This window comes from Streptomyces sp. NPDC005799 (assembly GCF_040630525.1).
GTDB classification, from domain to species: Bacteria; Actinomycetota; Actinomycetes; order Streptomycetales; family Streptomycetaceae; genus Streptomyces; species Streptomyces griseorubiginosus_B.
In genome coordinates, this window is the sequence record NZ_JBEXXQ010000013.1 from 1 (window position 1) to 12,938 (window position 12,938).

A 12,938-nucleotide genomic window follows, 5' to 3' on the forward strand; every position below is an offset into this window, starting at 1 on the left:
GCTGTCTGGCCGCCGTCGGCTTGCGGTTGGCTCCTCCGCGAGGCATGCGAACGATCTCCTTCCTGAGCGTTCGCAACCATCGATGGAAATCAAGCGCGGTCCAGCGGGCGGGCCTGCCATTCCGCCATGCCCTCCATCACCTTGTCCGTGATCGTGGTGATGGTCTGCTTGGACACCTCCGCCCCGTACACCTCGGCCAGATGAGCCGATATCTCCCCGTGCGTGAGGCCCTTCGCTGACAACGAGAGCACCATCTCGTCCACGCCGGTCAGACGGCGCTGCCGCTTGCGGACGATCTGCGGCTCGAAGGTGCCCGCGGTGTCGCGGGGCACCTTCACCTCGACCGGGCCGACGTCGGTCAGTACCGTCTTGGCCCGGGTGCCGTTGCGGCTGTTGCCGCTGTTCCTGCCGGCCGCGTCGTGCTTGTCATAGCCGACGTGATCGGTGATCTCGCCCTCCAGGGCGGACTCCAGCACCCGCTTCGTCAGCTGCTGCAACAGACCACCCTCCCCGGTCAGCTGCAGCCCCTCCGACCGGGCACGCTCCACCAGCATCGCGACGAGCTGCTCGTCGGACACGGGCACAGGCTGCCCCAACTGGGCACTCTCGACAGGCTCCACGGTCTCCAACTCCACGGCGGTATCAGTCACTTGACGTCTCTCCCATGATCGTCGGATCCGCCGTTAGATTTACACTCCCCCGTAGGCGCAGAGGGGTCGGGCCCAAGGGGCCAGCCCGCGCTTGCGCGGGCCCTTGAACCCGTAGAGAAAGTTGTAACTCAGTCGGTCGGCTGGGGCGTGAAGGCGTATGCGCAGGCTGGGAGTTGGGTGCCCTGGCGGTGGGCGAGCGGGATGAAGAGGACTGGGCGGATCGTCCAGGTGATGCGGGTGTTGGTCTGGGTGACTGACACCGTGCAGGGTTCGGCGCGTAGGAGGGCCCGCCTGGTCTCGATGCGGCCGTCGTAGAGCCAGTCCCATGCCTCTTCGGATGCGTCGGCGTCGAGGGCCGGTGAGATGGTGCGCAGGGTGACCGCGATCCACCTGTCCGCTTGGGGCGCCGTGTAGGCGTCGATGGAGGCTCGCAGCGTTGGTGGCTGTCCGGTGGTGAGGTCTTGGGTCCAGCATTCGCACCAGTAGCCGGGAGTGGGTGTCTTCATGCGGCCGGTCCTGGTGGGTAGGTGACGAGGACGTAGCGGGTGTGTTCGTCGTGGAGCGTGAGTTGGTAGGCCGTGCCGGTGGTCAGGTAGGTGAGGGCTCGTTCGTGCTCGGCCTCGTCGGTGAGCCAGTGGCGGCCTGGGCGGGCGTGTGGGGCGTCGAGTTGGTCGGTGATGTGGCTCGTACGCTCTTTGAGCCAGCGCAACGCCAGGCGGGCACTGCTGGCGTCGTGGACGCTCAGGGTGATCGAGCGGGGCTGGTGGTGGGGATAGGCGGCGGCGAGGCACTGGAATGCGGTGCGCTGTGTGCCGGCCTGTCCGGGTAAGGCTTCGGTCGAGGTCGGTGTCACCACGGGGAGCCTCCTGGATGGCCGGCGGTGAAGAGTTCTGCGGTGATGGTGTAGCCGCCTTGGCTGTCGTGGACGATGACGCGGTGTGCGAGGGCGCTGACCATGCCCAGGCCCCGGCCGTGTTCCGCCTCCTGGTCCTGGTGCTCGACCTTTGGGGCGCTGCCCGTGCCTCCTTCGTCCGTTACCGACAGGGCGACCACCTGTGCCGATACCGCGAGGGCCAGGTGGAAGCTGCCGCGGTCCTGCCCGCTGCCGGTGTGGAGGATCGCGTTTGCGCTCAGTTCGCTGACGATCAGTTCGGCGTCCTCGGCCAGGGGCGAGCCGCGCAGGATGTCGCGGGTCCAGCGGCGGGCCCGGCTGACTTCTTCCGGGAATCCTGGGCAAGACAGGCCCCAGACCCGGGCCGTACTCGTATACTCGTGCATACAAGTTCCTTCGTGCTGGTAGGCCGCCATGTGCAGCGGGTTTTGGCTAGACGAGTTTCACGCCGTCGTGGGCGCGGATGGCCGGCGGGGACGCCGCGTCGAGTGCGTCCAGGACGCGGATCGCGTACGCCTCGTCGGCAAGGTCGGAGACTTCTTCACGGGTGGCCCAGCGCAGGGCGCGGGTCTCGTCGCCAGTAGTGGGCACGCCGTCGGCGGCCTGGCAGCGGAAGACCAGCGAGACGATCAGGCCCGTCATGTTCTTGTAGACGCCGGTCAGCGTCGCCGGGAGGGCGATCTTGATGCCGGTTTCTTCGAGGACTTCGCGTTGCAGCGCCTCGGGGATGGTTTCCTCGCGTTCGAGGACGCCGCCCGGGGGTTCCCACTTGCCGTTGTCGCGGCGCTGGATCAAGAGGGCACAGTTCTGGGCGTCGACGATCACTCCGGCGACGCTCACGGAGTGCGGACGGTCCATGCTCACGTTCCTCGGCCCTCTCGGCTGGCTAGGCTCTCCACCGTAGCAACAAGACTCGCCCACACGTCTAGATACCTAAAGGAGTATGCGCGTGAGCCCTTCTCTTCCTTCCGGCCTCCTCGGCGACCTCGACCCCACAAGTGATCGTGCGGTCTTTAGGCAGATCGCCGACCAGTTGCGCGAAGCCATCGACCGCGGGCGATTCCACGAGGGAGACAAGCTGCCCTCGGAAGCCGACCTTGTCGAGCACTACGGGGTATCCCGTATGACGGTCCGAAACTCCTTCTCCATCCTCCAGGGGGAAGGGCTCGTGCACGCCGAACACGGCAAGGGCGTCTTCGTCAGGCCCCGGCCACCCGTGCGGCGCCTGGCCTCCGACCGGTTCGCGCGACGGCACCGGGACCAGGGCAAGTCCGCCTTCATCGTCGAGGCCGACGCCGCCGGCAGCCACCCCCAGGTCGACTCGCTGGAGGTCAAGGAAGAGAAGGCCAGTCCCGACGTCTCCGCACGGCTCGGGTCCGTACGGCGGGTGCTGGCCCGTCGGCGGCGATATCTGCTGGACGGGCGGCCGGTCGAGTTCGCCACCTCCTTCCTGCCGCTCGACATCGCACGCGGCACGCAGATCGCCGAACCCAACCCCGGGCCCGGCGGCATCTACGCCCGCCTCGAAGAACTCGGCCACCGACTCGACCACTTCGAGGAGGAGATCCGGGCCCGGATGCCCTCGCCGGCCGAGGTGAAGACGCTCCGCCTGGCCTCCGGCGTCCCGGTCATCCACCTCATCCGCACCGCCTTCGATACCGAGGGGCGGGCCGTCGAGATCTGCGACACGGTCATGGCGGCTGACGCATACGTGCTGTCGTACCAGCTCCCTGCGACCTGATCGTCATGGTTTGCGGTGATGCGCGGGGGTGATTCCCGGACTCGTACACCCCAACACGCTTACTCGTATAGACGAGTGGGCAAGTTGTGATGCATAGTGGTCCACGCGATCCCGGCATCGGGTTCGCAGGACGCTACATGTATAGACGAGTAGATAGGAGAAGTTCCTTGCGTACCATCCGCATTGAGACCTCGGCCGCGACGATCCTGCTGACCGAGGCTCCCGAGCCCAAGGTCCGCGACCGGCAGACCGGCGAGATCGCCAAGGACGCCGTCAGCGGTGAGGCGCTGATGACCATCGGCGTCGTCCACATCGAGGACGGCGAGTCCTCGCTGATCAAGGTCACCGTTCCGGAGAGCGGTGTCTCCGAGGGGCTGGCGCTCGGTGCGCCGGTCTCGCTCCCGGGACTGGTCGCCCGGCCGTGGGAGTCCGTGTTCAACGGGCAGAAGCGGCACGGCATCGCCTTCCGCGCCGCCGCCGTCACCCCGGCCGCCTTCCCGGCGACCGGCACGGAGGCCGCCGCCTGATGACCGACCTGACGACACTCCTGGAGGTGGGTGGTCCCCTCGCCGCACTCGGCGGCGGGGCCGCCTACACCCGGGCCAAGCACCCGGGCGTGTACTGGTCCACCGTCGGCCTCCCGATATCCACCGCCAAGCTCCTCGGCTCCTACGGCTCAGTCATGGACGCGTGCGGGCTGACCGTCGCGCCGTCCCGGCTGCGGGTCCTGGCGGTCAAAGCCACCACGAACCGCGAGGTGCGGCCCGTACCGCCGCGCCGGGGCCCGATCCGGCCCACCTCGACCGGGCTGCGGCTCCGGCTCCGGCTCGCCCCGGGGCAGGAACCCGCCGACGTCGCCGCCTCGGCCGAACGGCTGCGGCACGCCTGGGGCGTTCACGCCGTATACGTCACCACCGTCAAGCCAGGCGTGGTCGAACTGCGGCTCGTCGGCTTCGACGTCCTGCGGCGGGTACGGATGCCGCGCAAGGTCGGCGGCGGCTACCTGTCCATCCCGGTCGCACTGCGGGAGGACGCCATGCCCTTCGTACGCGACTACCGCACCATCCCGCACCAACTCACCCTCGGCGCCACCCTGTCCGGCAAGTCGATGTACCTGCGCCACCTCATCACCGGCCTGGCCCCGCAGTCGGTCGCCCTGGTCGGCATCGACTGCAAGCGGGGCGTGGAGCTGGCGCCGTTCGCGGCCCGGCTCTCGGCACTCGCGACCGACCCGGAGCAGGCGGCCGAGCTGCTGCCCGTGCTCGTCAAGGAAATGGAGGACCGATACGACCTGATCAAGGCCCGGCAGGGCATCGCCCCGGACACTCCCGACGAGGAGATCACCTCCGACATCTGGGGCCTGCCCGCCCACCAACGGCCCACGCCGATCGTGCTGTTCGTCGACGAGGTCGCCGAACTCTTCCTCGTCGCCACGAAGAAGGACGAGGAACGGCGGGATGAGATGGTCACCCAGCTCATCCGCCTCGCCCAGCTCGGCCGCGCCGCCGGCATCTACCTGGAGGTGTGCGGGCAGCGCTTCGGCGCCGAACTCGGCAAGGGCGCCACCATGCTGCGGGCTCAGCTGACCGGCCGCGTGTGCCACCGCGTCAACGACGAAGCCTCCGCCAAGATGGCGCTGGGCGACATCGCCCCGGAAGCGGTCATGGCGGCCTGCGCCATCGCCCCCGAACGGCCCGGCCTCGCCGTGGCCGGTGACACCTCCGGCGGCTGGTCCCGCATCCGCACGCCCTACCTCTCCCTCGGCGACGCTGCCGAGATCTGCCGCGCCTCCGCGCACCTGGTCCCCGACCTGCCCACGCTCAAGCCCTTCCGCCCCGCCGTGCCCCTCCGGCCGGTCGAGGCCCCGGCCCCGGTCCTCAAGCCGCGCCCGGTGACCGACTGACCCTCCACCCCAACCCCGGTTGGCGTGACCGCCTCACGCCACGTCCCTACCCCCGCCATGCCCGAAACCGGAAGGAGGCACATCGTGCGCGCCCTGCTGGCCCGCGTCGACGCGGTACTCGTCCAGGCCCTCATCGCCGCCGCGCTGTCCTTCGCCCACCTGCACGACATCGCTGCGGCGGCCGGACAGGACGGCTGGAAAGCGTGGGCCTACCCGATCAGCGTCGACCTGCTGCTCGTCGCCGCCTGGCGCCGGCTCCGCACCGGGGGCGGCAAAGCGTCCTCCTGGTGCTGGTTCGTCATCGCCCTGACCGCATCCCTCGGCGCCAACGTCGCCACCGCCGGACTGCTCGACATCCACCAGGTGCCGGCCTGGCTGCGCATCCTCGTCGCGGGCTGGCCCGCCGTCGCCTTCCTCGGCGGCACACTCCTCGCCCACTCCGCCCCAACAACGAAACCGGACAACGACACCGAGCACGACGTCGAGGTCATCGAGGACCAGGAGCACCCGCCCGAACCCGCCCCCGAACCACCTGCCCACCCCGCCATCGAGGCGCCCGAGCGTCCAGCCGTACCGGTCCCGGCCGCGCTGGTCGAACACGCCCGCAAGGTCGCCGCCGAGCACCACACCCGCACCGGCATCCCGATCGACACCCCGACCCTCCGTGCCCGCCTCGGCGTCCCGGCCCCCATGGCCGAAGCCATCGCCGCACAACTCACCTGAACAGGAGGAACCATGCCGCTCTTCTGCTTCAACACCGCCGCCGACTACCTCGAAGCGGCCCGCCAGATGGCCGACACCGGACGCCCGACGCTGGCCCGGCTCCTGGCGGAAGAGGCCGCCGATCGCACTGCAGACCCCGCCGAAGCTGCCCGGATCTTGAACGAGTTCCCCGGCTCCAGCCTGCGACAGGAGGACTGACCATGACCGCCAACCGCCGCTTCCGCAACGTCACCCGCATCGGCCCCGTCCAGGTCGGCACCGCCTACGACAACCGGGGCCGTGAGAAACACACCGCCGCCTGCACCGCCCCGCGCTGCGCCTTCTCCGCCGACTACGACAGCCGCGCCGCCGCTGAACTCGCTGCCCGCACCCACCGCTGCCCCGCCCGCTGAAAGGGACCTCCCCGCCGTGACCGTCAGCCTCCCGCTCGTGTTCGTCCTCGGCTTCTTCGCCTGGGGAGCGGTCAAGTTCCTCGGCGTCCGTACCTGGGTCGTCGTCCTGATCGCTCTCTTCGGCTTCTGGCTCTCCCACACCTTCATGGCGCCCGCGATCGAGTCCGGCACGCGGTCCGGCGTGGACGTCATAAACGGCTCACATGACTAGACGAGTAGATAAGGAGAGGTTCTCGTGTTCCTGCCCAAGTACCCCGACAGCCCGACCCCGCCGCCCGCGCACACCCACGCCCCGGCCACGACCGACCCGGCGCCCGTACGGCGCTCCCTGCCGTCGGTCTCGATCGACAAGAAGACGGTCGCGGTGGTGCTCGTCGGCGGAGTCGTCCTGACCGCGCTCCTGGCCGCCGTCGCCGTTACGGCCATCTCCGTAGCCGTCGCAGCGGTCGTCCTGCGCTCCATGCTCCGCGACCACAACCGGCGCTGATCTCACGCCCCTTCGGGCCACCGGGGCGGCGGCACACGACCAAGCATTACGCCGCCCCGGGGCCTGTCCTCCCGACCGAGCCAGCCAGAAGGAGAAACGCCATCTTCATCCGCACCACTCCGGCCCCACTCCCGGAAGTCGCGAACCTGGCCGCCCAGGGCACCCTCCCCGGTATCCTCCGTCAGCTCTCCACCCTCGGCGGCTGCACCCAACCCATCCGCCTCGACGGCCACCGCACCGAGTACGACGTCGACACCACCACCGGCGAGATCGGCAACGTCCTCCATCACCTCGACTCGGCCGACCTTCCGGCCGGCCAACTCCTCGTCCGCTGCAACAACCGTCGAACGACCCGCTGTCCGGCGTGCGCGGAGGTGTACCGGCGCGACACGTTCCACCTGATCACCTCCGGGCTGCGCGGCGGCAAGGGCATCCCGGGGCACGTGGCGGCACACCCGCGCGTGTTCGCCACCTTCACGGCCCCCAGCTTCGGCCCGGTCCACAACCGTCCCTCCAGCGGCCGTCCCTGCCGCTGCGGCGTCCACCACGACCAGGACGACGGCGCTCTCGGTACCCCGCTAGACCCGGACACGTATGACTACGAAGGGGCCGTGCTCTGGAATGCCCACGCTGGTGCCCTCTGGCGGCGTTTCTCGACCTACCTGCGCCGGGAAGTCGCCAAGCGTGCTGGGCTCTCTCAGCGCCGGTTCCGCGACCACGCGCGCGTGTCGTTCGCCAAGGTCGCCGAGTACCAGAAGCGTGGCGCCGTCCACTTCCACGCTGTCATTCGCATCGACGGCCCCGGAGGCGGTGACACCCCGCCTCCGGCCTGGGCCACTGCCGAGCTGCTCACCGACGCCATCCGCACGGCCACCGCCAAGGTCCGCGTGGACGGCCCGACCATCGACGGCCGCACTCCCACCTTTACCTTCGGCCGCCAACTCGACGTCCGCACCATCAAATCCGCCGACTTCAACGACGGCCAGGAACTCACCGAACGCGCGGTCGCCGCATACATCGCCAAGTACGCCACCAAGGGCGCCGAAACCGCCACGGGAGCTCTCGACCGCCCCCTGAGGTTCGCCGCCGAACTCGCCCAGCTCGACATCAACGACCACGCCCGCCGCCTGATCCGAACCGCCTGGGACCTCGGCGCCCGCAAGAGCCTCGAACAACTCCGCCTGCGCGCCTGGGCCCACATGCTCGGCTTCCGCGGCCACTTCTCCACCAAATCCCGCCGCTACTCCACCACCCTCGGCGCCCTCCGCGACGCCCGCGCCGAATGGCGCCGCGCACAGGCAGCCATCGGACAGCCCGAACGCGACACCGACACCACGTACGTCCTCGCCCACTGGGTCTTCGCGGGAACGGGCCTGTCCTCCGCCGAAGCCTGGCTTGCCGCATCACTCGAACCCGCCCCCGGAACGGAAGGAGAGCCCACCGCATGAAAGACCGGTACCTGTCCGTCGACCAGGTCGCCGAGTTGCTCGGTACGACCGCCCGCTTCCCCCGGCGGCTGATCGAGGAGCGGCGCATCCGGTACGTGAAGGTGGGCCGGCATGTGCGCATCCCGGAGAGCGCGGTGGAGGAGTTCATCCAGGCCCGGACTGTTCAGCCCCTGAGGCGGCCTCGCCTGAGCGATAGGAGGGCTGCCTGATGGCCAACGGTAAGGGCAGGCGCCGCCGTTTCGGCGCGATCAGACGCCTTCCGTCCGGGCGCTACCAGGCACGCTATCCGGGCCCGGACGGCGTCATGCGCCCCGCTCCGGAGACCTTCGCGACCACGGCGGACGCTGACGACTGGCTCGCTGAGAAGCAGACGGAGATCAGGCGGGGGGAGTGGCGTGACCCGGAGGCAGGATCGGCCAACTTCCGGTTGTACGCCGAGAAGTGGGTCGAGGAACGGGAGCTCTCGGTACTAAGTGAGGACCTGTACCACTACCTCCTCGACGACCACATCCTTCCGACCTTCGGCGACTCGGACCTCGACGAGATCACCGCACCCCGGGTGCGCGAATGGCGTGCTGAACGTCTCCGTACGACCGGCGCCAGGACCACGACCGCGAAGGCGTACCGGCTCCTGAAAGGCATCATGGAGACGGCCGTGGACGACGACCTGATCAAGCGCAATCCGTGCCGGATCAAGGGCGCCGGAAAGGAGAAGGCAGCAGAACGCCGCATCGCCACGGTCGCCCAGGTCGACGCCCTGGCTGACGAGCTCGGCCCCCGCTGGCGCCTCATGGTCTACCTCGGCGCCTATGGCCCTCTCCGCCCCGAGGAACTGGCTGGCCTCCGTCGCAGGGACATCAACGTCGACCAACTGAAGATCACGGTTCGCCTTGCCGAGCCGGAGCGCACAAACGGTCGACGTGCCCCCGGCGACACCAAGTCCGAAGCTGGTACCCGGACCGTCTACTTGCCGGAGTTCCTCCGCCCGGAGCTGCGTCTCCACATGGAGCTGTTCGCGGGCAAGGGACCTGACGGGCTGGTCTTCCTCGGCGAGAAGGGCGCCCCCTTCCGCCGTAGCACCTTCGGCCGGAAGTGGCGGAAGGCCCGTACTGTCGTCGGCGTCCCGGAGGGCTTCCGGTTCTACGACCTTCGCCACACCGGACACACCCTGTCGACCCGCTCGGGCGCCACCCTCAAGGACACGATGGTCCGCGCCGGCCAGTCCTCCGAGAAGGCGGCGTTGATCTATCAGCACTCCGACTACGACCGACAGCAGGAAGTTGCTGCGGGGCTCGATGCGACTGTACGAAAGGCGCGCCAGGAAGCTGCTGCCGTGCCAGATACGTCACAGGAGCGCTGACTCGCCAAGGGGCAAGGTTTCGGACGCCTGGGGGACATCACGGTAGTCAGATGCTGGCGAATGCGGACAGCAGAGTGTCGGTTCGGAGCTGGAGCTCAGGCGTCTCGACCCCGGTGACGCTGACGGACATCACCTCGCTGCCGACAGAGCGGGCGAGGCCGACTTCCAGGGTGGCGCTCGTGCCGGCGAGCGGATACGAGTACCAGCCGTCGGACTTCTCGTCGTCGGTGTCCCAGACACCGGTTTCGATGGTGTCCCAGTCGGTGTCATCGAACGCATAGTCGACGTAGCGGGACAGCAGCTCCAGGAAGGCACGCAGGTTACGATCCATGATCCATCCGGCGATCTGGTTGCTCATGTCCTCCCCAACGATCCAGACGATCAGTGTTCTGGCACGAATCTGGCACGCGGTGAGTGATCACAGCGGATAGCAAAACGGCCCAGGTCTTTGACCTGGGCCTTCTTCATGGAGCGGGTGACGAGAATCGAACTCGCGCTCTCAGCTTGGGAAGCTGATGTTCTACCATTAAACTACACCCGCGTAAGACGCCGACCAGGGTCGGTGCCGGAACGCAACGTTACCTTACCTCATCCCAGACCCCCGGCGCCGAAGCCGTGGGGTCTGAGTGCGTTTCAGGGGGGCGATGGGGCTGCGGGGCGCCGGAGTTGGGGCGTACGGTGGAGGGGTGGGAGAGGGTCCGGGTGAGGTCGGAGTGCCGCCTGGAGAGTCGTTCCTTTGATCCCGTAATGTGGCATTTGTCGTCCGGTGAGCAGCATCCGGGCGCGGCTCTTGGGGAAGGGACTCATGGACTTGATGGAGCGCACCGTCGTCCGCTGTGCCGATGGGCACGTCTTCAGCACCGCTTCGTTCCCGATGCAGCAGGCCGAGCGTCTCGGCCCCGGTCGGCTGATGCGGTGTCCACGCTGTGCCCGGCTGCGCAGTGTCGTGCCGGTCAGTCTCGAGAAGCGGTAGCGCGCGGCGGTAACAGGCGGACGTGAGGCGCGTGGCGCGGCAGGATTGTGGGCCGCCCACGCGCCTTGCGTATCCTCGGGGCGTGCTTCTCTCAGACAAGGACATCCGGGCCGAGATCGACGCCGGGCGAGTGGTGATCGATCCCTACGACGAATCCATGGTGCAGCCGTCGAGTGTCGACGTGCGCCTGGACCGGTTCTTCCGGGTGTTCGAGAACCACAAGTACCCCCACATCGACCCCTCCGTCGAGCAGGTCGACCTCACCCGGCTCGTGGAGCCGGAGGGCGACGAGCCGTTCATCCTGCACCCGGGCGAGTTCGTCCTGGCCTCGACGTACGAGGTCATCACGCTCCCCACCGATCTCGCCTCGCGTTTGGAGGGCAAGAGCTCCCTCGGCCGGCTCGGACTGGTCACCCACTCCACCGCCGGCTTCATCGACCCCGGCTTCTCCGGTCACGTCACCCTGGAGCTCTCGAACCTCGCGACGCTCCCCATCAAGCTGTGGCCCGGCATGAAGATCGGCCAGCTGTGCCTGTTCCGCCTCTCCTCGCCCGCCGAGTTCCCCTACGGCAGCGAGCGCTACGGCTCCCGGTACCAGGGCCAGCGCGGCCCCACCGCCTCCCGGTCCTTCCTCAACTTCCACCGGACGCAGGTATGAGCGCCCCGCGCGAGAACCTCACCTACGAGGCCTTCGGCACGGCCGTCCGCGAGCTCGCGCAGACCATCGCCGACGACGGCTACGAACCCGACATCGTCCTGAGCATCGCCCGCGGCGGTGTCTTCGTCGCCGGCGGACTCGCCTACGCCCTGGACTGCAAGAACATCCACCTGGTGAACGTGGAGTTCTACACCGGTGTGGGGACGACGCTCGACATGCCGGTGATGCTGGCGCCCGTCCCCAACGCGATCGACTTCACCGACAAGAAGGTGCTGATCGCCGACGACGTGGCCGACACCGGCAAGACCCTGAAACTGGTCCACGACTTCTGCCTCGACGCCGTCGCCGAGGTCCGCTCCGCCGTCATCTACGAGAAGTCGCAGTCGCTGGTGAAGTGCGAGTACGTGTGGAAGCGCACGGACGACTGGATCAACTTCCCGTGGAGTGTCCTGCCTGTGGTGCGTAAGACGGGCGAGCCCGTCACTCCGTCGAACGAAGCGCTCTGAGGCGAGCGGGGGCTCGCCCTCCCGGGCTGGGATCCGGGCGTCTATACACCGCGCGTATACGTTGTGTGTATAGTGCGCGCTCATAAGAGGAGTGCGGTGTGCGAGCGTGGAGGCCGGCATGGCGGCGACTGCGATACCCGACGAGCCGGCGGTACGGAGCGGCGGCGCCGGTGCCTGGGGTGCCGCGGTGGCCGCGGCGGCGGTTGGTGGGGTGCTGCTGGGCGTGCTCACCAACCTGGCCCAGGGGTGGCTTCCAGGGGGCTGGAACCAGCTCGCCAACTCGGGTGCCGTCTGGTCGGCCGTCGCTTTCGTCGGCGGTGCCGTGCTCGCCCGCCGGGGGACGGCTCGCCTGGCCGCTGTCGGGGGGCTCGGTGCGGAGGCCGGGCTCGTCGTGGGGTACTACGGCTACGCCGAGTTCGGGCGGGACGGCATGGGTGACCTGCTCTTCCCGCTCGTCTGGCTCGGCATGGCGTGTGTGGCCGGACCGCTGTTCGGTGTCGCGGGCCGCTGGTGGCGACGCGGCGAGGGTGTGCGGGTGCGCGTCGCCGGCCTGGCCGCGTTCGCCGGGCTCTTCGGGATGGAGGGGGTGACGGCCGCCTGGGACCTTCATCGCGCGTCCCAGGCCTGGGCCTGCTTCGCCGTCTTCGCCCTGGTCCCGCTCCTCATGGCCCGCACGCACCGCGAGCGTGCGTTCACCCTGGCGGCGGCCGTGCCCTGCGCGATCGTCGCCTACGCGATCGTCGTTCTGCCTCTTCAGGCGGTGTCCGGCTGAGCCTCCGGCCCACGACACTCGGCCTCGCAACACATACCCCTGTCTCGAACGGGTACAGGCGTGGTGTTTGAATCGAACATGTGAGCGATAATTCGCCGAGGGTGGACGCAGAAGGCAGACGCCGAGGGTGGACGCCGACGGAAGAGGCGAAAGGAGCCTTGCATGACGGGCCGGAGTGCGGGGCCGTACATACCGGATGATCCTGAAGGCATGTCCGGACCGATTCGCGTGATCGTGCTTCCGCCCTCACCCACCGGTGGTCGGCGTGTCCGCGTGGACGGGGAGATCCTCGGCCTGGCCCACAGCCTGGTCGACCTGGCGGAGTTCCTCCGCCGTGCCGGTCTGGAGATCGATCCGGCGGAGGCGGCCGAGTCGCCGTGGATCGACTGGCGGGGGGTGGGACCGGAGCGCTGGGATCCGGAAGCCTGACCAC

General features: G+C 68.8%; 20 protein-coding genes, 1 tRNA gene and 1 pseudogene. 15 read left to right on the forward strand and 7 right to left on the reverse strand.

The window, feature by feature from the left end; all coding sequences use genetic code 11:
* Window positions 1-98 precede the first annotated feature (98 nt).
* The 5 genes and pseudogenes from ABZ453_RS14815 to ABZ453_RS14835 form a co-directional block, all read right to left on the reverse strand.
* A pseudogene (locus ABZ453_RS14815) lies at window positions 99-554 on the reverse strand (transposase); the annotation flags it as partial.
* Between the two features lie 224 nt (window positions 555-778).
* Window positions 779-1,156, reverse strand: a complete 378-nt coding sequence (locus ABZ453_RS14820; protein ID WP_359015147.1) for a hypothetical protein — start codon at window positions 1,154-1,156, stop codon at window positions 779-781.
* Window positions 1,153-1,506, reverse strand: a complete 354-nt coding sequence (locus ABZ453_RS14825) for a hypothetical protein (RefSeq protein WP_359015149.1) — start codon at window positions 1,504-1,506, stop codon at window positions 1,153-1,155. Before ABZ453_RS14825 ends, ABZ453_RS14820 begins: the two co-directional genes overlap by 4 nt.
* Window positions 1,500-1,928 carry an ATP-binding protein gene (locus tag ABZ453_RS14830; protein WP_359015150.1) on the reverse strand — a complete coding sequence of 143 codons (429 nt, stop codon included), beginning with the start codon at window positions 1,926-1,928 and terminating at the stop codon, window positions 1,500-1,502. The genes ABZ453_RS14825 and ABZ453_RS14830 overlap by 7 nt, the downstream gene beginning before the upstream one ends.
* A gap of 46 nt (window positions 1,929-1,974) precedes the next feature.
* Window positions 1,975-2,382 (reverse strand): NUDIX hydrolase, encoded by a 408-nt coding sequence (locus ABZ453_RS14835; protein WP_359015439.1) that lies wholly within the window; start codon window positions 2,380-2,382, stop codon window positions 1,975-1,977.
* A 109-nt stretch (window positions 2,383-2,491) separates the two neighbouring features.
* Between ABZ453_RS14835 and ABZ453_RS14840 the strand changes: the two genes are divergently transcribed.
* The 11 genes from ABZ453_RS14840 (at window position 2,492) to ABZ453_RS14890 (ending at window position 9,596) form a co-directional block, all read left to right on the forward strand.
* Complete coding sequence (locus ABZ453_RS14840) at window positions 2,492-3,283, forward strand: GntR family transcriptional regulator (RefSeq protein ID WP_359015152.1); 792 nt, start codon at window positions 2,492-2,494, stop codon at window positions 3,281-3,283.
* Between the two features lie 167 nt (window positions 3,284-3,450).
* Window positions 3,451-3,810 (forward strand): hypothetical protein, encoded by a 360-nt coding sequence (locus tag ABZ453_RS14845; protein ID WP_359015154.1) that lies wholly within the window; start codon window positions 3,451-3,453, stop codon window positions 3,808-3,810.
* A complete protein-coding gene (locus ABZ453_RS14850; protein ID WP_359015156.1) occupies window positions 3,810-5,186 on the forward strand; it encodes an FtsK/SpoIIIE domain-containing protein in 1,377 nt (458 codons plus the stop codon). The genes ABZ453_RS14845 and ABZ453_RS14850 overlap by 1 nt, the downstream gene beginning before the upstream one ends.
* A gap of 84 nt (window positions 5,187-5,270) precedes the next feature.
* Window positions 5,271-5,909: a DUF2637 domain-containing protein gene (locus ABZ453_RS14855; protein WP_359015158.1), complete on the forward strand. Its 639-nt coding sequence runs from the start codon at window positions 5,271-5,273 to the stop codon at window positions 5,907-5,909.
* A gap of 12 nt (window positions 5,910-5,921) precedes the next feature.
* The gene (locus ABZ453_RS14860; protein ID WP_359015160.1) at window positions 5,922-6,107 is read left to right on the forward strand and encodes a hypothetical protein; all 186 of its coding nucleotides are present in this window, start codon (window positions 5,922-5,924) and stop codon (window positions 6,105-6,107) included.
* 2 nt (window positions 6,108-6,109) lie between these two features.
* A complete protein-coding gene (locus tag ABZ453_RS14865) occupies window positions 6,110-6,301 on the forward strand; it encodes a mobile element transfer protein (RefSeq protein WP_359015162.1) in 192 nt (63 codons plus the stop codon).
* A gap of 16 nt (window positions 6,302-6,317) precedes the next feature.
* Entirely contained in the window at window positions 6,318-6,512 is a 195-nt protein-coding gene (locus ABZ453_RS14870; RefSeq protein ID WP_240869941.1) for a hypothetical protein, read from the forward strand.
* Window positions 6,513-6,536: 24 nt separating this feature from the next.
* Complete coding sequence (locus tag ABZ453_RS14875; RefSeq protein WP_359015164.1) at window positions 6,537-6,788, forward strand: SpdD protein; 252 nt, start codon at window positions 6,537-6,539, stop codon at window positions 6,786-6,788.
* A 146-nt stretch (window positions 6,789-6,934) separates the two neighbouring features.
* Window positions 6,935-8,236, forward strand: a complete 1,302-nt coding sequence (locus ABZ453_RS14880; RefSeq protein WP_359015441.1) for a replication initiator — start codon at window positions 6,935-6,937, stop codon at window positions 8,234-8,236.
* Window positions 8,233-8,445 (forward strand): excisionase family DNA-binding protein, encoded by a 213-nt coding sequence (locus ABZ453_RS14885; protein ID WP_359015166.1) that lies wholly within the window; start codon window positions 8,233-8,235, stop codon window positions 8,443-8,445. The genes ABZ453_RS14880 and ABZ453_RS14885 overlap by 4 nt, the downstream gene beginning before the upstream one ends.
* A complete protein-coding gene (locus ABZ453_RS14890) occupies window positions 8,445-9,596 on the forward strand; it encodes a tyrosine-type recombinase/integrase (RefSeq protein WP_359015168.1) in 1,152 nt (383 codons plus the stop codon). Before ABZ453_RS14885 ends, ABZ453_RS14890 begins: the two co-directional genes overlap by 1 nt.
* A gap of 46 nt (window positions 9,597-9,642) precedes the next feature.
* Here the strand turns inward: ABZ453_RS14890 and ABZ453_RS14895 are convergent, their stop codons facing one another.
* Window positions 9,643-9,954, reverse strand: a complete 312-nt coding sequence (locus ABZ453_RS14895) for a hypothetical protein (protein ID WP_359015170.1) — start codon at window positions 9,952-9,954, stop codon at window positions 9,643-9,645.
* Between the two features lie 109 nt (window positions 9,955-10,063).
* Window positions 10,064-10,137, reverse strand: a tRNA-Gly gene (locus ABZ453_RS14900).
* A 514-nt stretch (window positions 10,138-10,651) separates the two neighbouring features.
* Between ABZ453_RS14900 and dcd the strand changes: the two genes are divergently transcribed.
* From dcd to ABZ453_RS14920, 4 genes are all read left to right on the forward strand, one after another.
* Window positions 10,652-11,227: a dCTP deaminase gene (dcd, locus tag ABZ453_RS14905; RefSeq protein ID WP_359015172.1), complete on the forward strand. Its 576-nt coding sequence runs from the start codon at window positions 10,652-10,654 to the stop codon at window positions 11,225-11,227.
* On the forward strand, window positions 11,224-11,733 hold the full coding sequence (locus ABZ453_RS14910) for a phosphoribosyltransferase (protein ID WP_359015174.1): 510 nt from the start codon (window positions 11,224-11,226) through the stop codon (window positions 11,731-11,733). Before dcd ends, ABZ453_RS14910 begins: the two co-directional genes overlap by 4 nt.
* A gap of 118 nt (window positions 11,734-11,851) precedes the next feature.
* Window positions 11,852-12,505, forward strand: a complete 654-nt coding sequence (locus tag ABZ453_RS14915; protein WP_359015176.1) for a DUF6518 family protein — start codon at window positions 11,852-11,854, stop codon at window positions 12,503-12,505.
* 210 nt (window positions 12,506-12,715) lie between these two features.
* Complete coding sequence (locus tag ABZ453_RS14920; RefSeq protein WP_207929794.1) at window positions 12,716-12,934, forward strand: hypothetical protein; 219 nt, start codon at window positions 12,716-12,718, stop codon at window positions 12,932-12,934.
* Window positions 12,935-12,938 lie beyond the last annotated feature (4 nt).